The 21,937-nt window shown below is 66.8% G+C and carries 16 protein-coding genes, 2 tRNA genes, 2 pseudogenes and 1 riboswitch; of the genes and pseudogenes, 4 read left to right on the forward strand and 16 right to left on the reverse strand.

Going from position 1 to position 21,937, the window contains the following annotated elements; all coding sequences use genetic code 11:
* Positions 1–23 precede the first annotated feature (23 nt).
* Entirely contained in the window at positions 24–1,763 is a 1,740-nt protein-coding gene (locus tag O3932_RS01780; protein ID WP_371535786.1) for a cytochrome c biogenesis protein CcdA, read from the reverse strand.
* A 169-nt stretch (positions 1,764–1,932) separates the two neighbouring features.
* Here O3932_RS01780 and O3932_RS01785 point away from each other — a divergent pair, with 169 nt between their 5' ends.
* Complete coding sequence (locus O3932_RS01785; RefSeq protein ID WP_048727176.1) at positions 1,933–2,172, forward strand: hypothetical protein; 240 nt, start codon at positions 1,933–1,935, stop codon at positions 2,170–2,172.
* 200 nt (positions 2,173–2,372) lie between these two features.
* Here O3932_RS01785 and O3932_RS01790 read toward each other — a convergent pair.
* From O3932_RS01790 to O3932_RS01820, 7 genes and pseudogenes are all read right to left on the reverse strand, one after another.
* Positions 2,373–2,825 (reverse strand): annotated as a pseudogene (locus O3932_RS01790) (NAD-dependent deacetylase); the annotation flags it as partial.
* 33 nt (positions 2,826–2,858) lie between these two features.
* A pseudogene (locus O3932_RS01795) lies at positions 2,859–3,971 on the reverse strand (IS1249 family transposase).
* Between the two features lie 331 nt (positions 3,972–4,302).
* A tRNA-Ala gene (locus tag O3932_RS01800) sits at positions 4,303–4,378 on the reverse strand.
* A gap of 225 nt (positions 4,379–4,603) precedes the next feature.
* Positions 4,604–5,413 carry a hypothetical protein gene (locus O3932_RS01805; RefSeq protein ID WP_371535788.1) on the reverse strand — a complete coding sequence of 270 codons (810 nt, stop codon included), beginning with the start codon at positions 5,411–5,413 and terminating at the stop codon, positions 4,604–4,606.
* 561 nt (positions 5,414–5,974) lie between these two features.
* Positions 5,975–6,673, reverse strand: coding sequence for a GNAT family protein (locus O3932_RS01810; protein ID WP_314567423.1), 699 nt, complete (start codon positions 6,671–6,673; stop codon positions 5,975–5,977).
* Positions 6,670–7,896 (reverse strand): gephyrin-like molybdotransferase Glp, encoded by a 1,227-nt coding sequence (gene glp / locus O3932_RS01815; RefSeq protein ID WP_314735930.1) that lies wholly within the window; start codon positions 7,894–7,896, stop codon positions 6,670–6,672. Before glp ends, O3932_RS01810 begins: the two co-directional genes overlap by 4 nt.
* Before the next feature lie 5 nt (positions 7,897–7,901).
* The gene (locus tag O3932_RS01820) at positions 7,902–8,825 is read right to left on the reverse strand and encodes a UTP--glucose-1-phosphate uridylyltransferase (protein WP_198002824.1); all 924 of its coding nucleotides are present in this window, start codon (positions 8,823–8,825) and stop codon (positions 7,902–7,904) included.
* 39 nt (positions 8,826–8,864) lie between these two features.
* Here O3932_RS01820 and O3932_RS01825 point away from each other — a divergent pair, with 39 nt between their 5' ends.
* Together O3932_RS01825 and mscL are read left to right on the forward strand one after the other, a co-directional pair.
* Positions 8,865–9,509, forward strand: coding sequence for a 5-formyltetrahydrofolate cyclo-ligase (locus O3932_RS01825; protein WP_291449354.1), 645 nt, complete (start codon positions 8,865–8,867; stop codon positions 9,507–9,509).
* A 271-nt stretch (positions 9,510–9,780) separates the two neighbouring features.
* On the forward strand, positions 9,781–10,173 hold the full coding sequence (gene mscL, locus O3932_RS01830; RefSeq protein WP_371535791.1) for a large conductance mechanosensitive channel protein MscL: 393 nt from the start codon (positions 9,781–9,783) through the stop codon (positions 10,171–10,173).
* Positions 10,174–10,724: 551 nt separating this feature from the next.
* Here mscL and O3932_RS01835 read toward each other — a convergent pair.
* The 7 genes from O3932_RS01835 to O3932_RS01865 all read right to left on the reverse strand — a co-directional run bounded on the left by O3932_RS01835 (position 10,725) and on the right by O3932_RS01865 (position 19,313).
* The gene (locus O3932_RS01835; RefSeq protein WP_009648553.1) at positions 10,725–10,949 is read right to left on the reverse strand and encodes a hypothetical protein; all 225 of its coding nucleotides are present in this window, start codon (positions 10,947–10,949) and stop codon (positions 10,725–10,727) included.
* Entirely contained in the window at positions 10,942–15,213 is a 4,272-nt protein-coding gene (locus tag O3932_RS01840; protein ID WP_371535793.1) for a prevent-host-death family protein, read from the reverse strand. The genes O3932_RS01835 and O3932_RS01840 overlap by 8 nt, the downstream gene beginning before the upstream one ends.
* Before the next feature lie 25 nt (positions 15,214–15,238).
* Positions 15,239–16,156, reverse strand: a complete 918-nt coding sequence (locus O3932_RS01845; protein WP_296501965.1) for a DMT family transporter — start codon at positions 16,154–16,156, stop codon at positions 15,239–15,241.
* Positions 16,157–16,171: 15 nt separating this feature from the next.
* A tRNA-Arg gene (locus O3932_RS01850) sits at positions 16,172–16,244 on the reverse strand.
* 155 nt (positions 16,245–16,399) lie between these two features.
* On the reverse strand, positions 16,400–17,332 hold the full coding sequence (locus O3932_RS01855) for a universal stress protein (RefSeq protein WP_034505241.1): 933 nt from the start codon (positions 17,330–17,332) through the stop codon (positions 16,400–16,402).
* A gap of 133 nt (positions 17,333–17,465) precedes the next feature.
* Complete coding sequence (locus tag O3932_RS01860) at positions 17,466–18,236, reverse strand: C40 family peptidase (RefSeq protein WP_009648560.1); 771 nt, start codon at positions 18,234–18,236, stop codon at positions 17,466–17,468.
* A 2-nt stretch (positions 18,237–18,238) separates the two neighbouring features.
* A riboswitch (cyclic di-AMP (ydaO/yuaA leader) is annotated at positions 18,239–18,378 on the reverse strand.
* Between the two features lie 257 nt (positions 18,379–18,635).
* On the reverse strand, positions 18,636–19,313 hold the full coding sequence (locus tag O3932_RS01865; RefSeq protein WP_371535797.1) for a metal-dependent transcriptional regulator: 678 nt from the start codon (positions 19,311–19,313) through the stop codon (positions 18,636–18,638).
* A 174-nt stretch (positions 19,314–19,487) separates the two neighbouring features.
* Here O3932_RS01865 and serC point away from each other — a divergent pair, with 174 nt between their 5' ends.
* A complete protein-coding gene (gene serC, locus O3932_RS01870; protein ID WP_371535800.1) occupies positions 19,488–20,615 on the forward strand; it encodes a phosphoserine transaminase in 1,128 nt (375 codons plus the stop codon).
* A 31-nt stretch (positions 20,616–20,646) separates the two neighbouring features.
* Here serC and O3932_RS01875 read toward each other — a convergent pair whose 3' ends face one another.
* Positions 20,647–21,936 (reverse strand): MFS transporter, encoded by a 1,290-nt coding sequence (locus tag O3932_RS01875; protein ID WP_371535802.1) that lies wholly within the window; start codon positions 21,934–21,936, stop codon positions 20,647–20,649.
* Between the last annotated feature and the right edge of the window lies 1 nt (position 21,937).

Below are 21,937 nucleotides of genomic sequence, written 5' to 3' on the forward strand. Positions count from 1 at the left end.
CCTGTTCCTCCGCGGCCAAGCCGTCACCCGAAGGTGAAGGAGTAGAGCGCCAAACCCTTGCTGGCCGTGACGGTGAGCAGCCCTGAGGAATCGGTGTCACCGCTCACCAGCGTCATCGAGTTCGGGGTGCCGCTCACATGCTGGGTGTGGGACTGGCCGTCCATCTCCCAGGTGAGGTCGCCCTCGCCCGAGACCACCAGGTCCACGCGGCGTCCGCGCCACATGAGGCGCAGTTCCGCCTCGTCGTCGGCGGGGCTGATCGACTGGGCGCCGATGGTCCACCGTCCCTGCAGGGCGAAGCGGTCCGCGCCCAACGAGGCCGGGGCCGCGTAGTCGCGCGTCCCGGCGGAGTAGGCCTCCGTCCCCGCGAAGCTTGCTGCACGTTCGTGGCCCAAGTAGGTCTCGGGCGTGCGGTGAAAGGCCACTCCTTCGACGCCGTCGTCGGTGAAGAGCGGGTCGGGCAGCGCGTTGCCCTGGTCGGCCAGGAGCCGGCGGATCAGTGACTCCAGGGTCGCCTCGCCGCCCTCTCCGAAGTGCGTGTAGCGCAGTTGCCCGTGCGCGTCCGCCAGGTACTGGGCGGGCCAGTAGTGGTTGTCGAAATCCGTCCAGGTCTCCAGGTCGGAGTCGACGGCGATCGGGTAGGTGATGCCCAGCTTGTCGCCCCCGGATTGGACGTTCGCGGTCTCCTTCTCGAAGGCGTACTCGGGGGAGTGGACGCCGATGACTTGGAGCCCGTAGGGGTGGTACGCCTCGTAAAGCCTTTCGATCCCGGGAATGGAGCGCTGGCAGTTGATGCACGAGTACGCCCAGAAGTCGACCAGGGTCGCTCCACTGCCCTGGGGGGCCGCCCCGCCGTCCGTGTTGAGCCACGCGGTGGGTTTCAAGGAGGGGAGCGCGCCGCAGTCCGCCAGGGTCGTCGCGCCGTCGACGCAGGCTGAGCGCTGGCCTTCGCCCCTGCTCAGACCCGGATCGGCGCTGCGCTGCAGCGCTGACGTGTAGTCGGGCAGCGCCCTTTGGAGAACGGCGGGCAAGTCGGTGACGATCCCGGCGGCCAACGCCAGGACGGTGGCGCCCGCGGCGATGCGCACGCGCCGCTGGTGGCGGCTGAACGCGGAGACGCGCTCGGTGAGGCGGCGCCCCGCTAGGGCGAAGGCCAGGAGGGGGATCGCTGTGCCCGCGGCGAAGGAGAGCGCCAGGGCCACGGTGTCGGCCCCGATGCGGCCGGTGGAGCCGGCGACGATCACCGCCGCCAGTACGGGTCCCGCGCAGGGCACGTAGGCGGCGCCGAGGACGATGCCAAGGCCGAAGCCGTTGGTCCCCGTGCGCCTACCGGCCTTGGAGAACACGGCGAAGGGCTTCTCCAGGACGTGCATGAACCGTGGGACGATCATGCCCACACCGATGAGGACCAGCAGGACCACCCCGGCCCACCGGATGAAGTCCTGGGGCAGGTGGAGCGCCGTGAGCAGTGTCGAGCCGAGCAGCGTGAATGCTGTGAAGCTGAGGACCAGTCCCGCGACGACCTGGTAGGGCCGCCATTTCGAGGGGGCGCGGGGCACTGGCCGTGTCGCGCGGTGGTTTTCCTGTGCGCCGGAAGTCCCCCCGAGGGAGATGCCGGTGCCCGGAGCAACAGCGAAGGAAGGGGAGGGGCGCGCCGAAGCGGCGCCACCCGCCATGAAGATGACGGGGAGGACGGGGAGGATGCACGGGGAGATGCCCGTGATGAGGCCACCGAGGAATCCGATGAGGACCAGGGTTGTCATGATGCTCCTTTCGTGTGGTGCTACTCCTGATTCGTCGCAGTCGCAGTCGTGGATCAGTGGATGTCGTGTGTTGCATGTCACTGATGGCTGGGTGATCCGTGGCGCTGTTCGCGCCGAATAGGAGGGTGAAGGCGCTAACGGAGCGCCCGTCAACAGAAGGAATCACGCAATGAGTATTCGCCGCGCGGCTCTGGCAGCCGCCCTGTCCGTCGTCTTCGCCGCTGGTTTGGCGGCCTGTGGGAACTCCGCCAACGACAAGATGGAGAACCCGTCGTCGCCGTCGATGACGCAGGACACGAAGATGGAGAACTCGATGTCGGGCGATGGCATGAAGGGGGGGATGGACGACGGCAAGATGGACGACGGCAAGATGGACGACGGCAAGATGGACGACGGGAAGGAGGGGTAGCAGTAGGCCGCGGCTCGGGGCGTCCCAGAATCCCAAGGGCGGCGGGCTGATCCATGTGATGTCCCGCCGCCCAGGGCCTATCGATGGGCGCTGGCGGCGCAGTGGGGCGAGCGGGTGCTGTTGCGTGAGTCAGCGCTGTGGGCACCGGGTGCGAAACTGCCTCACGCCGCCACTTACTCTGGCCGCACTGTGGCGCCTGCTCACACGTGCTCCTGGATCTGCGCGAAGACGCGGCCGATGGCCTCGCGGATGATCAGGTCGGCGCGCCCGTCGTAGGGGGTGGGCGTCGCGTTCATGAGGACGAGGCGCCCGCCCTGGTAGTAGTCGATGAGCCCGGCCGCCGGGTAGACCGCCAACGACGTGCCGCCCACGATCAGCATGTCCGCCCCCGCTATGGCCAGGACGGCCCCCTCCAGCGTCGCCGGGTCCAGAGCCTCGCCGTAGAACACGATGTCCGGGCGCACCACGGCGGAGCACGACGGGCAGTGGGGCACGCGCCCGGCCCGGGCCTCGTCGAAGTCGTCGATGGTGGAGCGCGCGCCGCACCCCGTGCACTCCAGCCTCGTCCAGTTCCCGTGGAGCTCGAGCACGCGCTTGGAGCCCGCGGCCTGGTGGAGGCCGTCGATGTTTTGGGTGACCACCGCCTTCAGTTTCGGGTTATAGGACAAAACGTGTTGGTTGAGGGGTTAGTCCCAGGTGTTGTGGTAGGGGGTGGTGTGGTGGAGTTCGTTGAAGCAGATTGCGTCGCCCCAGCCGGGGATGATGGCGGTGGCTTGGTGGTTTTGCGCGGCTTGTTGCCAGGCGTTTTCGAGGTATGTGTCGGTGGGCATGGTGGCGAGGATGCGGGCTGCTGGCTGTGGGTGCGCAGAGTGGGTGTAGCACCACCAGAACACGGCTTTGATGCGTCGGGTCAGGCGCATGCCGCGGTAGTCGCGCAGCATCTGGCGTAGGCGAGCGTTCGTGCTTTCGATCTGGTTGGTTGTTGCGGGCATCGGGTGGTCCCAGGTGGGGTCCAGGTACGTGAACAACAGACCTTGCCTGATGAGCTTGTTGCGGCTGTTACGAGCCTGAACAAGCCTCTCGTGGGTGTATTCCCATCCTCCGTCAAGCCTGCGTGTTTTCTCCTCCAGGAAGTCCTTCCAGCGCGCGCACCAGTCCTGGTAGGCACCGATCCATTCCTGAGCATCTTCTCGGCCCTCCACATGCAAGAGTTGTTGCCCAAGAGCGTATAAACCTTGTGAGGCCGCCAGTTTGGGGCGCGTCGTAGTGGCTTGGCGAATACGGCAATACGCGTGGAAGGTGCAGCGTTGCACACGCGTAGTCGGCCAGACCTTCGTGCACGCCCTCGCAAACCCGCTGCCCCCGTCGGTCACGACCAAAGCCGGGGGCGCGATCCGGCTCATGAGCGCGCCCCAGGCCCGAGAGTTCTCACTCCTGGCCGCGTACCAGCCCAGCACGCAATCGGGTGTTTGGGCGATAAGGACCACAGCGCCTCAACCCAGGTGGATGCCGTCGACGAAGATGACGTCATGAACCTCATCGACGATCGGGCTAAACGGCCATAACTGCCACAACGGCTCACAACGCCTACGAAACGAACGACCCCAACCCGGCATGTCCGCCTGACGGCGCCTTCCAAGGAGCCACGCCAAGAACTCATCAAGATGCTTCGCCGTGGAATTAATGCGGCTGACCTGGCTGATATTGCACAGGGAGCAGCGCCATCGCTGCGCCCCTGACGCTGAGTGCCCATACCTGGTCATCACTCGCCCGCACGCCGGACATTTGGGGGTATTCATACCCCCACGATGAAACAACCAACTTCAATGTGGATTTTCCCGCACCAGCAAGCCAAAAAGTCGCTACAAAACCAACACGTTTAGTCCATCCTTCAAGTTGGCTCCCACCAACTTCAATACCGATTTTTCCGCACCAAAAAGCCGAAAAGTCACCATAAAACCAACACGTTTTGTCCTTTAACCCTGCTTTCGCGGATAGGTTATGTGGCTATCCGCATGCTCGTAACCTATCCGCATGCTCGTAACCTATCCGCATGCTCGTAACCTATCCGCGAGGCGGAGCGCGTCCGGGCAAATAAAAATCCGACATCCACAATCGGATGTCGGTGTGTGGTGGAGCTAGGGGGATTCGAACCCCCGACCTTCTCATTGCGAACGAGACGCGCTACCAACTGCGCCATAGCCCCAAGGACGGATATACCTTAGCACCCTCTCAGACGATCACGCAAGCCGACCGAAATCAGCACGCCTTCGCGCCGTAGCTCCCGCGCCGTAGCAGCCGCACCGAAGATTCCGCACAGAAGACGATACCGAGCAAGACACCCCACTCCCCCAGCGCCGCCAAGGTGCCGCGAAAGAGCCGCGCCGCGAGCCCGGGGCTCGCGGCGCGGCAACGACAGCAATCAGCAGCCCTACTGGGCCCGACGCGCATCCAGAACGGCGTCCAGGTCGAGGGCCACGATCTGGTCGGCGACGACCTCTTCAGTGGAGCGGGCACCCACCTGGGCGGTCTGGGCGATCGGACGCGCCGGGATAGCGGCCGTGATACGCGGGATACCACGCAGGTCGGTGTCGGCGTGGACGATGCGACCGCGAATGCGATCACGCGACGCGTAGGTGGGCGCGGGGATCGGGGCGACGGTCCACGCGCGAGCAGGAGTGTCGGCAACCTCAACGGCCTCTGGCACCTCGACGTTGAACACGAGGGAGGGAACGGAACCTGTCTGGGTTGCAGGCTCGGCACCGTCAGCACGAGGAGCGGACGCAGACGGAGCAGGGGCAGCGGACGACGAGGACACGCGCGGAGCAACCACAGCCTCGTCGCTAGCCTTCACGGCCTCAGCCTTGCGAGCCTGAGGGGCGAACGACGCGGGTCGCCCACCGCGCACGTCGGCGCGCAGCTTCGTGAGCTGCTCGAACTCACGCTCGGACGCACGCTGCGAACGCACGGCCGCGACGCGGGAGGTGGACAGCGACGCCACCAGCGCGGCAATCGGGACAAGGATCCAGGTCCACGCGATCGAGGTGGCAGCAATAACGATGGTAAGGATGACCGTGGACAGCGCGCAAATACCCGTCATCACCATGCGGCGACGGCCGGCAGCGATCTCAGCGGCCAGGCGAGCAGCACGGCGCGCGCGCAGCCGGGCGATGTCTCGGACAGCCTTATTGTTGCGGCGGTCAATGACGGGCCGAGTGCGTCCAGTGGCGACTGTATGCATGCTTCCTCCGCTCGTCAGTGCGCGCCGCGCCAAGATCGTTCCGGTGGCACGATCACACATGTCCAATTCTGACGCATCCATGTGAATCATGCGCAGGCTCGGGGAGAATCGGTCGATCTCACGCGACTCAACGATGGCCATTCTGCGTTCAACCAACTGCGGTACGGTCGCGAGAAGCGACACAAATACCGCTGCGATGACGAGTCCACCAATTTCCACCCTTTCAACGTAGGATGGTTAGCGAGTAGCAACTTCGCCGAAATCGGGCGTGTCGGACTCTTAAACCTAGTGGTAAGTATGAAATAAGCAATAACTGTCGCGTTCATAACACCTGCACTATGCGCATCAGCGAGACGGTGGTGATCAGCGCCGCGAACACCCCGAGCGCGACCATAATCACACAGTCGTCAAACAGGAAGAACGCCACAGTAACGCGCCCGGCAATCCTCACAATTGGTCGGTGTCGCAAGAAAACACCGCATGACCACGACGTCACCTCCACCACTCGCCCGCGCGCAGCAACCGCACGGCGTCAAGCACGGAAAGACGCACCCACTCCGCTCAGGAAATCGCGGGACTTCCCCACCGCCGCTGCACGAGGCCCCCCTCAGGCAGCGACTCGGAGTCGATAAAGAACGCAACATGGTCGGCCCACTGGCCCGCGATGTGCATGAAACGAGGGCGCAGCCCCTCCTCGACCAGGCCAAGGCCTCGGCACACGCCGAGCGAACGCTCATTCTCGGGGCGCACGCACACCTCAACCCGATGCAGGCCCAGCTCCCCCACCACCAGATCAAGGACAAGGGCCGCGCACAGGGACCCCAGCCCTCGTCCTGCCCAATTCGACACAATCCAGTAGCCCAGCATCCCCGACGACATCGCGCCCCAATGGACATTCGAAATGCTGAACTGCCCGACGAAGCGACCGTCGATTCGGACGCCAAAAATCAGGCCGGTCCCCTCGCGGTGGTCGCGATCAGCGCGACGCATGTACTGGGAGAAGGTGGGAATATGCTCGAGCGTGTCCGGGGGCAGAGTCGCCTCCCACGGACGCAGCCAGTGCCCGTCAGCGCGGCGCACAGCATCAAGGTCGCGGTGCTCCTGGCCGCGCACGGGGCGGATGACCAGCTCCCGCGGATTCGGGCCACCCGCAGGGTCGGGGCGCAAAAACCCACGCCCCACAGGATCCGTCACGCGCAGCGTGAGCATCTCGATATCGCGCCCCCACACGCACGTGGAGCGCCGCAGCAGACACCTCATTCGAGGACCAGGCACTGCAGGGTATCCCCCACGCGCACGTTCGTCACGTCCTCGGGGACAACGGCCAGCGCGTTAGAGTCCGCGAGCGCGGAGAGCAGCAACGAGGCCGGGGTCCCCATGACGGAGGCGTTGTACCCGGCGCGCGGGGAACCCGTGAGGCGAACGCGCACAAATTCGCGGCGACCGCGCGGCGAGTACCAGGAGCGGTCAATGACGGCTCGCACGACCGGACGGTTGACGGTGGTCCACCCCTGCATGTGGCGCAGCGCGGGGCGGACGAAGACCTCGAAGCAGACCTGCGCGGACACCGGGTCACCGGGCAGACACACGATGGGGGTGCCGGGGCGCTCATCGTCGCCACCGACGGTACCCACGCCCATGATGTGGCCGGGCCAGGCGGCGACGCTATCGAAACGGACGGTACCGAGGGCGCCGAGGACCTCGCGGACGGTGTCGCCGCTGCCGTACGAGATGCCACCGGTCGTCAGGACGAGGTCGGCGCGCACTAGCTGGTCCTCGATCGTGTCGCGCAGGCGGCCTCGCTCGTCGGGGACGGCGGCGACGCGGAAGGTTTCAGCGCCGGCGTCAGCAACGGCCGTGGCCAGGGCGTGACCGTTGGCGTCGAAGACGGTGCCGGGGCGAGCCTCGCCGCCGGGTTCGACGATCTCGTCGCCAATGGAGATGATGACGACGCGCGGTCGCGGGTGAACGAGCACGTGGTCACGGCCCACGCCGGCCAGGAGCGCCATTTGGCGCGCGCCGATACGCGTACCGGCGCGCAGCACGGTCTCGCCCTGCGCGACGTCCTCGGCGCGGCGGCGGATGTTCTCTCCGCTGGCGGGGGCGGTGCGCAGGGCGACCTGAGCGACTCCATGGTCGGTGAACTCGAGGGAAACCACGGCCTCGGCACCCGTGGGCATGGGCGCGCCGGACGCGATACGGATCGCAGTGCCGGGCACGAGGGCGGCGGGGTCGACGGCCCCGGCGCGGATCTCCTCGGTGACGGGAAGCGTCACCGGCGTCTCCAGGGTTGCTCCCTCACAGTCGCGCACGCGCACGGCGTACCCGTCGCACGCGGACAGGTCGGCGACCGGAAGGTTGAAGGGTGCCTGCACGTCCTCCGCGAGCACGCAGCTCACTGCGTCGGCAAGCTTGACGTCGAGCGGGGGCACCGCGTGAGCGACGGCCTGGCAGTCCTGGTAGAAGTCGGCAACGCTTCGCATAGTTCTTAGTCCTCGAGCTTGGAGCGCAGGAACTCCCTGAGTTCCCCTCCAAGCGCCGGGTCCTCAAGGGCGAGCGTCACGTTCGCTTCGAGGTAGCCGAGTTTGTCCCCGGTATCGAAGCGACGCTCGTCAATGACTACACCGTACAACCCTCCACCCTGTTCTTCGGGGAGGCCGATCATGCGCGCGTACCCATCTGTGAGCTGATACTCACCGCCGGCACCCGGTTCGATGTTTTCGAGGGCAGTGAACACGGCCGGGTCCAGCAGGTAGCGTCCGACGACGGCGTACTCGGACTTGACCTCGTCGAGCGGGGGCTTCTCGGTGACGTCGGTGATGCGCATGAGCTGGCCCTCCTCCAGGTCGACGCCCTCGGGCACGGGCAGCACTTCGACCGCGGTAGAGGCGTAGGCGGTGGCTTGCTCGGGCGTGACCTTCAGCAGGGCGACAACGCTGCCACCCAGGGCCTCGCGGACCTGGATCATCTTGCGCAGCAGCTGCGAGCCGGGTTCCATGAGGTCGTCCGGCAGTAGGACCGCGAAGGGGGCGTCGCCCACGTGGGACTTCGCCTGGAGGATCGCGTGGCCGAGGCCGAGGGGGTGCCCTTGGCGCACGGAGTGGACGCGCGCGTACTTCTTGTACTCGTTCACGTACTCGAGGGCCTTTTCCTTGCCTGCCTTCTCGAGGTCGGCCTCGAGGCCGGGCTCAGCGTCGAAGTAGTCTTCGATGGCCTGCTTACCCGCGCGGGTGACAAACAGGACGTCTTCGATGCCAGCGTCGGTGGCCTCACGAACGATGTATTCGATCGAGGGGCGGTCAACGACGGGAAGCATCTCCTTGGGGACCGACTTCGTGATGGGCAGGAAGCGGGTTCCGCGACCGGCCGAGGGGACAACGGCGTGCACTACAGGCTGGTTTTTCTCTGACATACTGCAAGGGTAGCGAAGAAACGACCGAAGAGGGAGACGATGGCCACAAAAACAACTCTCCGCGCGGAGATTCGAGGTCGGCGCCGGGGTCGCCGAGCACTCCCCGGCACCTCGATTGGCGCACCGTCGTCAGATACTGACCAAACTCCCCTGCCAGTACGTCACCGTGCCGAAGCGGAAGGGATCGCCTTCCAGGTGCGCGCCCTGGCCTCGTCGATGGGGTCCGTCGCCTTGCCCGCACTCTTCGTGCCCACTCCGCTTGAGCCGGACCTGTCCCTGACGCTCGGCCTCTTTCCCCGCGCGCTTCTTCCGGTCCTCGTTGACGAGGCCGGGGTGGCTCTGAGCGGACCGCGCTGGGGACTGTGGGAGGCAGGGCAGGCGTTGGTGATGCCGGGGAGGCCTCCCGCTCAGCCATCGGGCGAGGCATTGGCGTCGGAAGCGCTGGCTCGGGCCGACCTGATTCTCGTGCCCGCGCTGGCCGGGGGCCTGGACGGGACGCGCCTGGGGCAGGGCGGCGGCTGGTACGATCGCACGCTCCCCCACCGCTGCCCCACCGCGCCGGTCGTCGCCGTCATTTTTGACGACGAGGTGCTGGAACCCGGCCAGATCCCCCTTGAGGCGCATGACATGCCCATCGACGCGATCATCACGCCCACGCGCACGATCCGTGTCACGAGGCCCTAACAAACGCGCCAGGCCACATCGATCAATCGTTTGTCACCTATCTCTCAGAGGCCCATTATCTGCGGCATTGCAGTAACGCCGCCGCAAATTGGCGATACTGCGACAAACATTACCCCCCTACTCGCTATCATCACGACGAAAGTCCCCCTAATGTTCTCCGTGGTAACAGCGCGCCCGCGCGGCGCCAGCCCCGGCGGCTCCCGCCCGCCACGCCGAAGCTTTCGGCGTTTCAGACTCGTCGGCCTCGCCGACCTTTCACACAGGAGAACCCATGCTTAAGGGCTTCAAGGAATTCATCGCTCGCGGCAACGTCATCGAGCTGGCCGTCGGTGTCATCATCGGTGCCGCCTTCAAGAACATCGTCGACGCCCTCGTCGACGGCATCATCAACCCGCTGATCGCAGCCGTCATCGGCAAGCCCGACTTCTCGGATGCATTCATCCTCACCCTCAATGGCACCGACGTGAAGTTCGGCGTCCTGATCACCGCAATCATTAACTTCCTCCTCATGGCCTTCGCGATCTACTTCTGCATCGTTGTGCCCATGAACGCCCTCAACGCCCGCCGTAAGAAGGCCGAGGACGGCGCACCCAAGGAGATCTCCGACGAGGTCAAGCTCCTCACGGAGATCCGCGATGCCCTCGCCAAGGGCGACCGCGCCTGATTCTCTTGCCCTCTTCGCGAGGGAATGCGGGGCCGATGCGTGCATCGGCCCCGCATTTTTGTATCCACCGACGTGCCCCGGCAACTGGGTTATAGAACACGACTCCACCTGGTTCTGCACGCGGGCCGCCTGTCCCGCACGTGAACCCCCTATTCCGCACGCGGGCGGGGTTGCCCAGGCTCGGAATAGCAGGCCCACGTGCGGATGAGAAGGCCCAGACTCCACATAGCGTGTTCGCGCGCGTATCAAAGGGGATTGAGGTGCATGGTGAGAGGGGTTGTGTGCGAGCGCGCCCCGGTGGTGGGCTGCACGCGCCTCGATCTCATGGCCCCCATGCGCACTCGGTAGCTCCCGATGGGCAGCTGGCCGCCTTCCGCCGACTGCCGTGGCCACCCGTGCGCACTCGATAGCTCCCGATGGGCAGCTGGTTGCCTTCCGCCGACTACCGTGGCCACCCGTGCGCACTCGATAGTTCCCCACGCGGGCCGCCGCCACCGGGCACCGCCACCCGGACAGGTCCGGGGGAAGCCGCCGCGCGGACGACCTCGCCCCTAGGCGCGGGCCTGTGCGTGCGGGGGCACGTTGTCGAGCAGGCGCGCGTCGTTGGCACCGTCGCCCCGGTCGGGGGCGTCGGCCATGGAGCCGGGGCGCGTGTCTTCGGGGCGCACGCGGTCTTCCCAGGAGGGCGGCAGGCCCTCGGCGATGAGGCGCAGGTCGACCTCGGACACGAAGCGTGCGACGCGGCGGCGCTTGCGCGGTGCGGGCGCCTCACTCATCGGAGGGATCCTGGTCGCCAGGCTCGGCCTCGTCGCCGGGAGCAGTGTCCTCCGTGGACGCGGCAGAGGCCTTCGGCTTGGTGCGGCGCACGACGTTGCCGAGCACCGCGTCGGACTGGAAGCCGCGGCGCGTGATGCCCAGGGCTTCGCGCAGTTCTTCTGCGGTCTCCAGGTCGGTGCGTTCGACGCCGTCGGAGCGAACCCAGGCGGCCATTTCGTCGAGCTGGTCGTCGGAGTAGGCGGCCAGTGGCAGGCCCTTGGCAATCGCGGGACGCGGGCCGCGGTTCTTCTCAGAGGCGCGTTCCTTGCGCTTGATTTCCAGCAGCATGCCGGTCGTGTCTTCGTCTGCTTTCTTGCGGCGTTTGGATTCTTCGTCGAGGCCGTCGTCCAGCATGGGCGGGCGCGGCTTGGCGGGCGCAGACGGGGTATCGTCGCCAGACTCGGAGGCGGGTTCGGTCGCAGGTGCCTGAGCGTCCTTCGCGGCGACGGGGATCGAGGCCTCAGCGGAGCCAGCACTCACCGCCGAGTCGTCCGCACCCCCGGTTGCGGACGAGGTTTCGGCCTCGTCGTCGTCAACGTGTGCAGGCACGGCGACGGCGGGCGTGTCGGAGCTGACGTTGAGTTCGTCGAGGGCGTCGAGGACGGCGTCGACGATTGTGTTGGTTTCCTTTTCCGGGTCGATGAACAGGGCCATGGACAGGGCGGTGTAGACGTGCCAGCCTTGGGCTTCGAGCCAGCGGGGGCGGGCGCGGTCGCGCACGCGCTGGCTGGGCTCGGACAGGTATTCCTCGTCGTCGGTGAGGATGGCGAGTAGGAGGCGGCCGGGCAAGGCGGGGTGTCCGATGGCCAGGGGGACACGCATGCCGCCAGGAATGCCGACGTTGGCGACGACTTCGAGGCCTCGGGAGTAGAGGTGGTCCGCCAGGTCGACGAGGAGTCGGTCGGGTTCGCCGGCGAGGACCGGCCAGGCGTCCATTCCTTCGCCCGCGTGCCCCTCGGCGATCTCAAGGAGGTCGACGAGCATCCGGGAGCCCTCGTGGTGCAACCGGTCGCGGTCGATTTCGTCGGAGCGCAGTGAGGACACGAGCGTAAGGTCGCCGCGCACGATGCGGAGGACCTCAGCGAGGGCGTCCGCACCCTTTTCGGTGGATAGGATCCCGAAGTCGTGGATGACGCGACGGTGCGGAGTTTTCGCGAAGCCGACGGACAGGATCAGGGACTCGCGCGTCAGGCCGAGGGCCTGCTGCGGGCCGATGACGACGAAAGGTTCGGGCGTTGCTGGGTCGAAGAACGAGGCCAGCCCGGGTTCCTTCGAGCGCACGGCTGCCAGGGCCTCGGAGATACGCTGGGCGTGGCGGTCGGACAGGGCGACAACGGCGAGGGACCGTTCGGGGGATTCGACGGCGTGCTCGATGACGGCGTCGACGACGGCTCGGACCTCCGCGGACGTCGATTCGATGGCGTGGGCACCGGGGGCGGGCATGCCGGTGGCCTCGACCCAGCGCGCGGATACGGGAGCGTTCGCGGCGGTCCACGGCACGGGGATGCCGGCGTGCTCGTAGCCGTAGCGAGCGAGGAGCAGCGCGACCTGATCGTTGAGGCGGCGCGGGCCGGGGTCGACGCGCAGGGTAGGCAGGACGTCGGCGAGCGCGCGAGTGGCACCACCTTCGGAGGCGGCGGCGAGGTCGTCGATGACGACCAGCTGGTGGCCGCGCGCGATGATGGGCACAAGTTCGGCGAGGGGCAGGCCGTCTGCGCCGTCAAGCACGACGATGTCGACGGTACGCCCGGTGGGTGCGAGCATGGGCACCATGGCGGGGACCGTCATGAGGACGGGCAGGAGGTGGCGCACGAGCGGGTAGGCGATGAGCAGCTCGAGGTCGGAGGGCGCGCCCCCGTCTTCGAGGAGTTCGCGCAGTTCCTCGTATTGCCTGGGGCGCGCGGCGAGGGCGTTCGCGCGGATCCTACGCACGCCGGTGATGGCCTGCGGGATGAGCGACGCGACCTGGGCTTCGTCGAGCTCGCGGCCTTCGCGGGCGAGGTCTTCAAGGGAGGTAGGGTCGACGCCGCCGAGGGCGGGCTGGGAGGCCAGCATGGAGCGCAGCAGGGAGGCCCACCAGGCCAGGTCGAGTTCAGTGTCGATCTGGGATTCGTCGACACGTCGGTCGGCGAGGTCCTGGGCAAGGGCGTCGAGGCCGTGGGCTGCCAGGCGCGAACGCATCTCCAGGCGGGCGGGGATCTCGCGGGCGGCGCTCGTGTCGCCGGCCCAGCGTTCAATGAGGGTGGACAGGCGCTGCACGTGGGTGGCGACCAGGTCCGGTTCTTCGTCCACGAACACGGGGGCGATGGCGTCGAGGTCGTCGCGCACGGAGTCGGTCAGGGCTGAGATTTCGCCGATTTTAGCGGGCAGGATCGGCCAGGAGTCGTCGCCGCACACGGCGCACCAGGCGTCGCGGCGTTCTTGAACGCGGATGAGAGCACGGTGCAGGTCGGGCACGTGGACGCCGGGGCGGACGAGGTCTTGGGCCTGTTTGACCAGGCGGGTGCGCTCGGCTCGGCTCATGGCAATGCCGTGGTCCTTGCGCCACTGCTTGGGGGCGGTAGCGATCACCATGTCAGCGGCGCTGCGTTCGAACACGCGGGGCTTGAAGACGTCGAGGACGTCGGCGATTCCGTCGAACATGGCGAGCTGGCGGTCCCACTGGGCGAGGGTGCCCGCGGGCTTGATACCGGCCTCGCCAGCGACGGAGGAAATGTAGACAAGCAGCTCGGGCAGCGTTTGGGACAGGCGGTTGACGCGCGTGAGGGCGTCGGAGGCCTGTTCGTCGGAGGTCAGGATGGCCTTTGCCCAGGCGGAGGATGCACCCCTGGTCAAGCGTCCGGAGGCGATGGCCTCGCGGAGGAGGGCGCGGGCGGACTTGCCCTGGTCCATGGCGATCTCAAAGAGGGTCTGATCAGACAGGCGGACGCGGGTCGTGGGTGCGCCCTCGCTGCTGGTGAGGTCGGTGAGCGCACGCAGGGCATCGGCCGCGCATACGCCGAAGCGTCCGTAGGGTTCGTGCAGGGCCTTCGCGTAGGAACTCAGCGAGGAACGCACGTGGCGCAGGCGGGCGCGCATCGCGTCGACGCTCACCTGGTCGACGACGGGAGCCATGTCGTCCATTGCTTCCTTGACGCGCGGGGCAAGGCTGCGCCGCGCGTCGGAGTATCCGTCGATGTTGGCGATGACGTCGGACAGGCCCAGGTCGGCTAGGCGCGAGTAGGCGGCAATCGAGCGCGAGGGTGCGGTGGACACGTGCAGGACGGAGTGCCCGGTGGCAGCCGCGTCCGCGAGGATGGCGGCGACGATGGAGGCGTCGTCGGCGTATGCGGGCACGTCGATGAGGACGCTGCGGCCATCGGATGCGGCCTCGACTGCGTCCTGCTGAGTGGGGAGCAGGTCGCCGATCCCCTTTTCGGCCCACGGGTCGCGGTCGCCGGGATTGCGCGTGAGCGGCGTGGCGGTCAGCTCTCGGCGAGCGTCCTGGTCGCCCGCGAGCGCGCGGATAACCGCGGAGTCAGCCAGGGCCTCGACGTCGGTGTCGAGGCTGGCGGCGAGGGGGCCGGCGGGGTGGATGAAGAGACCGACGACTAGTTCGTCGCGCAGCTCAAAGCGGTTGAGGACGCTGCATGCCTGGCGCAGGGCGCTCATGGCCTGCGAGGAGGAGAACCCGTGGTGTCCGCTGGCCTGGGCGAGAATATCGCGTCCGTCGATGTCTTCTCCGGCCGCGCGCAGGGCGTTTTCAAGTTCGGGTGCAAGGAGGGCACCGTGCCCCACGGCGATGAGGACGTCGTCGTTGCGGCGCACGAGGCGTACGGGGCGCAGCAGGGCGGGCACGGTGATGAGTTCGGTGCCGTGGCGCCACGTGGCGGTTCCAATAGCCAGGTGGATCGGGCCGGTTCCGTGGCTGGCGGCGCGTTTCTCAGAGCGGGCGATGATCGCGCGGGCGCGGTCGAGCGCGCGGCCCAGGGCGATGGGTTCGCGGATGAGCAGGCTCAGGCGGACGGGGTGCTCGGTGAAGAGCTGGGCGAGGCCGCCGGGGTGGGCCTCGGTGAGCGAGAGGGTCGGCAGGTTTTTGCTGTCAGCAGCGATGGTCTCCTCGAGTCGTGTGCGCCACGCGGAGCGCGCCTGACCGACAAGGGTGGTCGGGTGCGTCGACGTGGACGAGGCTTCGGGGGCCTCGGGCTCGGGGGCGGAACGGCGCGAAAAGATACTAGGAACCACGATTCAACCCTACGGCAGCACCGCCTTATTGTGTGACGCGGCGCGCCCGGATGAGGTCGACAACGGAAATGGTCACAACAGCACTGACGATGAGGGCCATGCCGACGATGTCGGCACCCGTGTAGGAGCTTCCCATGATGAGGGCGGAGAACACGGTCGCCGCGATGGGTTCGGCGCAGCCGACGAGGCTGGCGCGCACGGGTCCGATGCGGTCGACGCCCCACAGGAAGGCGGTGAAGGCGACGGCGGTGCCCAGCACGACGGTGATTGTCATGGCGAGGATGACGTCGGGCGTCCATGTGATCGAGTAACGCCAGACTCGCCCGACGAGGCCGACCCCGGCTCCAGCGATGACCAGGCCGTAGCCGACGACGAGTTCGGCACCGTATACGGCGATGAGGCGGGCGGGTAGCAGCGTGTAGGTTGCCAGGGTGAGGGCGGCGACGCCACCCCACGCGAGGGTCACGGGGGTCAGGGCGAGGGTACCTGGGGTGCCGTGCGTGGACAGTAGGAACGTGCCGGTCAGTGCCAGGATCATGGCGATCAGTTCGGAGGTACGCGGCCAGCGCCGGTGGCTCAGGCATACCCACACGACGATGAGGATGAGGCCCAGGTATTCCAGGACGGTGCCGGTGCCGGCGTTGGAGGCGCGGATGACGCCCATGTAGCTGAGTTGGCAGGCCGCCAGGCCGAAGATGGCGTAGGAGATGAGTGGGGGCCAGTTACGCCTCGTTGTCACCAGTTCGCGGTGTTGGGTGGTGATCCTGCGCGAGCGGGCGAGCGCACAGCCGAGGGTGAGGATGCCGGCCGTAAACATGCGGAAGAAGCTGACGAGGGTCAGTTCGACGCCGTGGGACGTCATCAGATAGTCGGCGGAGACCCCGGAAGCGCCCCAGCACAGCGCGGCCACGACGGTCACGATATATCCGATGGCGTTACGCATGAGGTCCCCTCACAGTGCCCCCGAGACGATTCGAACGTCCGACACCCGCTTTAGGAGAGCGGTGCTCTATCCCCTGAGCTACGAGGGCGTGACACTTTGTCCGGGCCAACTCTAGCAAAGTGGGTGCCCGCCCGTCGCGTCACCCCGCCCACGAACGAGACTCTGGGGGCGGGGATATTGAGCACACACGGACGAGGCCGGGGTGAGCGCGTGGGGTCCCCCGGCCTCGTCCGCGGTGAGGAGTTAGCGCCGCTCCCACTCCGTGTGCACCGCCGTGGTGCCTTCGCCCAGGTGGGCGGAGGGTACGACCATGACGGGGCAGGTCGAGTGGTGCAGGACGGTCTGCGAGGTCGAGCCGAGGAGCACGCCAGCCAGGCCGCCGCGCCCGCGGGTGCCCACGACGACGAGGTCGACTGCGGTCGAGAACTCGATGAGTAGCGAGGCCGCGGAACCGTCGAGGGCGTGGCGCGACACGTGTACGTCGCGCCCGTCCAGGGCGGCGTCGATGGCGGCGTCCATACCCTGACGAACCTGGGTGAGGAGGGCGGAGTGGTCGACGCCCGTCGGGGTCCACGCCATGACGGAGGGACCCGCGGCGATGGGGACGGCTGAAACAGCTGTCAGACGGGCACCCCACAGATCGGTCTCGCTGATCGCGCGCTTGAGGGCGCAGGACGGCTGGTCGGTTCCGTCAATGCCGACGACGATGCGTTCGATGGGCGTGAATTTCTTGCCCGAGGTGTGGCGAGGCACCACGACGACCGGGCACTTGGCGTGCGCGGGCAGCGCAGAGGAGACGGTACCGAGGAGACGATCCGCAAAGCCACCGCCTCCGCGAGAGCCGACGACGATCATGTCGACCTCAGCGGAGAAATCGATGAGGACGCCTGCGGGGTCGCCCGGCTCGGTCGAACCGGACACGTGCGCGGCTCCACGCTCGCGAGCCACGGCCTTCGCTTCCTCAACAACTTGCTCGGCACCCGCTTTGAGCGCCTCGTCGTCGAGGACGGCGTACCCACCGTCGAGGGCGGCGGCAGAGTAGGAAGCCAGCGCGTAGGTGCACAGGCAATGGATGCGCGCTCCGGTGCGCGCGCCGCGATCAGCGGCCCATGTGACGGCGGCAAGGCTCTCCTTCGAGCCATCGACACCGACCAGAATGACTTCGGTGGAACTCATCATGTCCTCCTCGTGGTGGCAGTCACTTATATTGTGCCGCATTTTGACGGTGGGCGAAAGCCCAAGTGGAGGAAGATAAAACAATCGCCGCAACCCCCTCGGGGCTGCGGCGATTGCCTATCGTTCAAACGGCTCAGTAGCGCACGTAGGTCGCGCCACCGCGAACCGGCGAAACCTTCGAATTGTAGCCGGGCATAGTCGCCTCAACCATCTGACCGCCGCCGATGTAGATGGCGACGTGGCCGGGGTAGGCCACGATGTCGCCGGGCTGCGGGTTGGACACGATGGTGCCGCCAGCGGCCTGAGCGGACGAGGAGTGCGGCAGGTTGATGCCGGCAGCCGCGTAGGCGTACTTGACCAGGCCGGAGCAGTCCAGGCCGGCGAGGGTCTCGCCACCGTAGACGTAGGGAATGCCGGTCAGGCCGAGGGCGACGGAGACGATGTCCGATCCAGCGGCGTTGACGGCGGCCTGACGGGCCGAGGTATCCGAAGACGCGGTGGACATCTCGCCGCGGGACTCGGAACGCGAGGCAGCGCCATCAGAGGCGTTCGCGTCGGTCTCATCGGCGGGAGCTGCCTCCGGCTCGGGGGCTGCGGGGGCCTCGGCGGTGACGGACTCGGCGATGCCATCCTCGGCGGTCCACGCGATATCCGGAACCTCAACCGTGGTGACGTCGTCGACGGCAATGGTCGTGGTGTTCAGGTCCGCGCTCTGCGGCTCGGACTGGGGGGTGGCCGGCGCGGCGTTTGCAACACCGGCAGCAATAGCGGTCAGCGCAACACCGGCGGCCGATGCGAAGGCGATCGGGCGAGCGGCGTTCATAGGGGTGACCCCCTCGACCACAGCAGCGGCGATGGGGCGACGTGCCTGGCGGTGACGCGGAGCAGGCTTAGAAGTCTTCACTCGTTTTCTCCCTGTTTCCCTGCGAGGTTAGCTGTCGGGTTCGGGCGGGAGGCCCGGCTCGGCATGCGAGCTTCACCCCTAGGCTACGAGGAGCCGATGATGGGTTCCCCGCGTGAGACGCTTTTTCCGCGTCATCCGTTGTCTCACTTCGGGTACCGGATGAGCGGTTGGTCTGATGACCGGTTCTCACTATACCCTGCACAGGCGGTCAGTGTCACGTTCCTATAACACCTCAATCCTCGACCGTTACCATTTCGTGACATTTATGCCGCGCAACAACAGGAAAAACTCAGCCAATCACCGACTCATCACACTCATTCCACCATCCGAGATGCCCTCGATTCTGGGCATAACGAAGGCCGAGACCCCACACGGACCCCGGCCTCGTTACGGTCGCGCTTAGTCGCCGCGAACGAACAGGTGAGCGGCCAGTGCCATCGGGATCGTCAGATACCCGCTGACCTCCCCCGCCTCGTCCAGCGCCGCTACCCGCACGATGTCACCGTGCGCAGACAGACCCACGCGCGCGCCCGGGCGCAGTCCCAGCTCACCGAAGGAAGCCAGCAGATCGGCCTGGGCCTGGATCGGCTCGCCGATACGCGCCAGGGTCAGCGCACCCGACTCGAAGGAACGCACTGCGAGCTCCGCGGATTGCAGACGCCCGCTCTCACCCACGCCGGGCAGCGGGTTACCGTAGGGGTCCACGCTCGGGTCGTGCAGCAGCTCCACCAGGCGCGCTTCAACAGCGTCGCTCATGACGTGCTCCCAGCGGCAGGCCTCGTCGTGAACCTGTGCCCACTCCATGCCAATCACGTCGAGAAGCAGACGCTCAGCCAGGCGGTGCTTGCGCAGCACCTCGGTCGCGCGGCTGCGACCCTCCTCGGTCAGCTCGAGGCGCCGATCCCCCATCACGTGCAGCAGGCCGTCACGCTCCATGCGGGCGACCGTCTGCGACACCGTCGGCCCCGAATGGCCCAAGCGGTCCACGATGCGGGCGCGCAGGGGCGTCACCCCGTCCTCTTCCAACTCGAGAATGGTCTTGAGATACATCTCGGTGGTGTCGATCAGGTCTGCCACGGCATCCTCCTTTGACGGCTACGAACTAACAACAGGATAGGTTGACCTTCCTTTTCTTGGAAGCAAACGACACAATGACGCGAAAAAGTGCGCGTGCCCACGTGTGCTTCTTCACGCTAATTCGATTAATGAGCATGATGGAAATAGCGTGCCAAGGCGGGTTACGCTGTGTTCATGGTGGTTTTCCCCGACATTGCCCCGGCCCTCTTGCCCGCCGACGGTCGCTTCGGTTGCGGTCCCTCGAAAGTGCGCCCCGACCAGCTTCAAGCCCTCTTCACACCCCTCCTCATGGGCACCTCCCACCGCGCAGCGCCCGTGCGACACGTCGTCGCTTCCTTCAAGGACGGGCTGCGCTCCCTCCTGAGCGTCCCCGAAGGCTACGAGATCGTGCTCGGTAACGGCGGTGCCTCCGCCTTCTGGGATGTGGCCTGCGCGTGCCTCATGGACTCGCGCGCGGCCTTCGGTTCCTGGGGAGCATTCGGCGCAAAGTTCGCCTTGGAAGCGGAACGTGCGCCGCACCTGCGCACGCCCCTCATCGACGAGGCCGAGGCTGGCTCCCTGGTCACGCTCACACCGCGCGATGCCGCGGAGGGCGTCGATGTCTACGCCTACCCGCACAACGAGACCTCAACGGGCGTGGCCTCCCCCGTCTACCGGGTCGACGCACCCGGAGCGCTCACTCTCGTCGATGGCACGTCGATTGCGGGTGCCGCGCCCGTGGACCTCACCGGAGTCGACGCCTACTACTTCTCTCTGCAAAAGGCCCTCGGGTCGGACGGCGGCCTGTGGGTCGCTGTTCTCTCCCCCGCCGCCATCGAGCGCGCCCGGCGCATCGAGGCTGCCCCCCAAGGCCGTTGGATCCCGCAGTTCCTGTCGCTGTCCGCCGCAATTGATAACTCGCGCAAGGACCAGACGCTCAACACCCCCGCGGTCGCGACCATCATCATGGCGCAGCGTCAGGTCGCGTGGCTCAACGAACGCGGCGGGATGGATGCCGTCGCCGCCCACTGCGCCCAGGCCTCGTCCCTCATCTACGACTGGGCGACCGCGCACCCGGCGCTCTCCCCCTTTGTCACCGAGGAGGCGTGGCGTTCCCCCGTCACCGCGACAATCGAGATCAACGCCGACGTGAAGGCCACAGACCTGGCAGCGCACCTGCGCGCCCACGAGATCGTGGACATCGGCGCCTACCGCGGCGTGGGCGCGAACCAGCTGCGCATCGGTACCTGGCCCAGCGTCGAGATCGGCGACGTCGAAGCCCTCCTGGAGTGTATCGACTACTGCCTGGAGCGGGTCCTCTAAGCGCCTCGCGCCGCCGCGCGGTCCCCGACTCTCAGCTCGGGTCGACCGAGCGGCGCGGTGCGTCCGCAGAGGAACCACCCTCCACGCCCACCCATGGGAAAGAGGGACGAACCGCGACGCGCCCCTTCCAGTGGATCATCGCCCACGCACCGCAGATGAGCGCGATACCCAGGGAGGCGATCCCGCCCACCAGGATCGCCCAGCGAGCTCCAAAAACCGCGCCCACACGGCCAATAATCGGCGATCCAATCGGCGTCGCGCCCAGGTACACAAGCGAGTACATCGCCATGACACGCCCACGCATCTCCTGATCCGTACGCGTCTGCATGAGGGCGTTTGCACTCGTGTTCATCGTCAGCATCCCAAAACCCGTCGGGATCGACAGGAGAGCGAACCACCAGTACGAGGGGGACAGGCCCAGCATGATCTCGGCGCACCCGTAGAAGGCGGCACCCAGGATGATCGTGCGCAGGCGAGGGATGCGGCGTGCAGCACCCGTCGCCCCCAGAATCGAGCCGAAAGCCATGAACGAGGAGAGTATCCCGAAGGAGCCGGCCGTCTTGCCAAACACGGTGGTCGCCATGAGCGCGCTGGTCATCTGGAAGTTCATACCCAGGGCGCTCACGATGGCAATCAGCACGAGGATGATAAGGATGTCCGTACGCCGGCGGACGTAGACCACGGCTTCGCGCAGCTGGCCGCGGGCGCGCGGCACGAGCGTGCGCGGGTAGAGGCGGTCGCCGCGCATGAGCATCAGCGCGATGACGGGGGCGGCGAACATACCGGCGTCAATAAGGAAGACGGGACCCACCCCCCACCAGTCGATGAACAAGCCCGCGGAGGCAGGGCCAATGAGACGCGCCGCGTGGAACGCCGTGGAGTTCAGAGCGACAGCGTTCGCCATTTTGTCAAGCGGAACAAGCTCGCCGACGAAGGCCTGACGCGCGGGGGTATCCATCGCGGAGATCGTTCCCGAGACAAACGCCAGGATGTACTGATGCCACAGCTGCCCCGTTCCCGTCAGGACGACGAGACCCATGATGAGAGAGACAACGCCGATGCCAGTCTGCGTGCACTGTAGGAGACGCCGCCCCGGGATACGGTCCGCGAGCACGCCCGCCCACGCGGAGAACAGGATAATCGGCAGGAACTGCAAGGCGGTTACGATGCCGACCTGCGAGGAATCGTGGTCGGTGAGGACCGTGAGCACGTACCAGTCTTGAGCCACGCGCTGTAGCCACATGCCCGTCGATGCAATCAACGTTGCGGCGAACCAGTACCGATAGTTGACATAGCGCAACGATGCAAACGTAGCCGACATG

The organism is Pauljensenia sp. 20925_1_25 (genome assembly GCF_041433955.1).
Lineage (GTDB): Bacteria > Actinomycetota > Actinomycetes > Actinomycetales > Actinomycetaceae > Pauljensenia.

Excerpts from the sequence above, each read along its gene's own strand:
- O3932_RS01855 (WP_034505241.1), bottom strand. The coding sequence starts at position 17,332 with ATGAGTTCCACCGAAGTCATTCTGGTCGGTGTCGATGGCTCGAAGGAG.
- O3932_RS01820 (WP_198002824.1), bottom strand. The coding sequence starts at position 8,825 with ATGTCAGAGAAAAACCAGCCTGTAGTGCACGCCGTTGTCCCCTCGGCC.
- O3932_RS01835 (WP_009648553.1), bottom strand. The coding sequence starts at position 10,949 with ATGAGTGAGGCGCCCGCACCGCGCAAGCGCCGCCGCGTCGCACGCTTC.
- O3932_RS01780 (WP_371535786.1), bottom strand. The coding sequence starts at position 1,763 with ATGACAACCCTGGTCCTCATCGGATTCCTCGGTGGCCTCATCACGGGC.
- O3932_RS01805 (WP_371535788.1), bottom strand. The coding sequence starts at position 5,413 with ATGCATACAGTCGCCACTGGACGCACTCGGCCCGTCATTGACCGCCGC.
- glp (WP_314735930.1), bottom strand. The coding sequence starts at position 7,896 with ATGCGAAGCGTTGCCGACTTCTACCAGGACTGCCAGGCCGTCGCTCAC.
- O3932_RS01810 (WP_314567423.1), bottom strand. The coding sequence starts at position 6,673 with ATGAGGTGTCTGCTGCGGCGCTCCACGTGCGTGTGGGGGCGCGATATC.
- O3932_RS01845 (WP_296501965.1), bottom strand. The coding sequence starts at position 16,156 with ATGCGTAACGCCATCGGATATATCGTGACCGTCGTGGCCGCGCTGTGC.
- mscL (WP_371535791.1), top strand. The coding sequence starts at position 9,781 with ATGCTTAAGGGCTTCAAGGAATTCATCGCTCGCGGCAACGTCATCGAG.
- O3932_RS01875 (WP_371535802.1), bottom strand. The coding sequence starts at position 21,936 with ATGTCGGCTACGTTTGCATCGTTGCGCTATGTCAACTATCGGTACTGG.
- O3932_RS01785 (WP_048727176.1), top strand. The coding sequence starts at position 1,933 with ATGAGTATTCGCCGCGCGGCTCTGGCAGCCGCCCTGTCCGTCGTCTTC.
- serC (WP_371535800.1), top strand. The coding sequence starts at position 19,488 with ATGGTGGTTTTCCCCGACATTGCCCCGGCCCTCTTGCCCGCCGACGGT.
- O3932_RS01825 (WP_291449354.1), top strand. The coding sequence starts at position 8,865 with ATGGCCACAAAAACAACTCTCCGCGCGGAGATTCGAGGTCGGCGCCGG.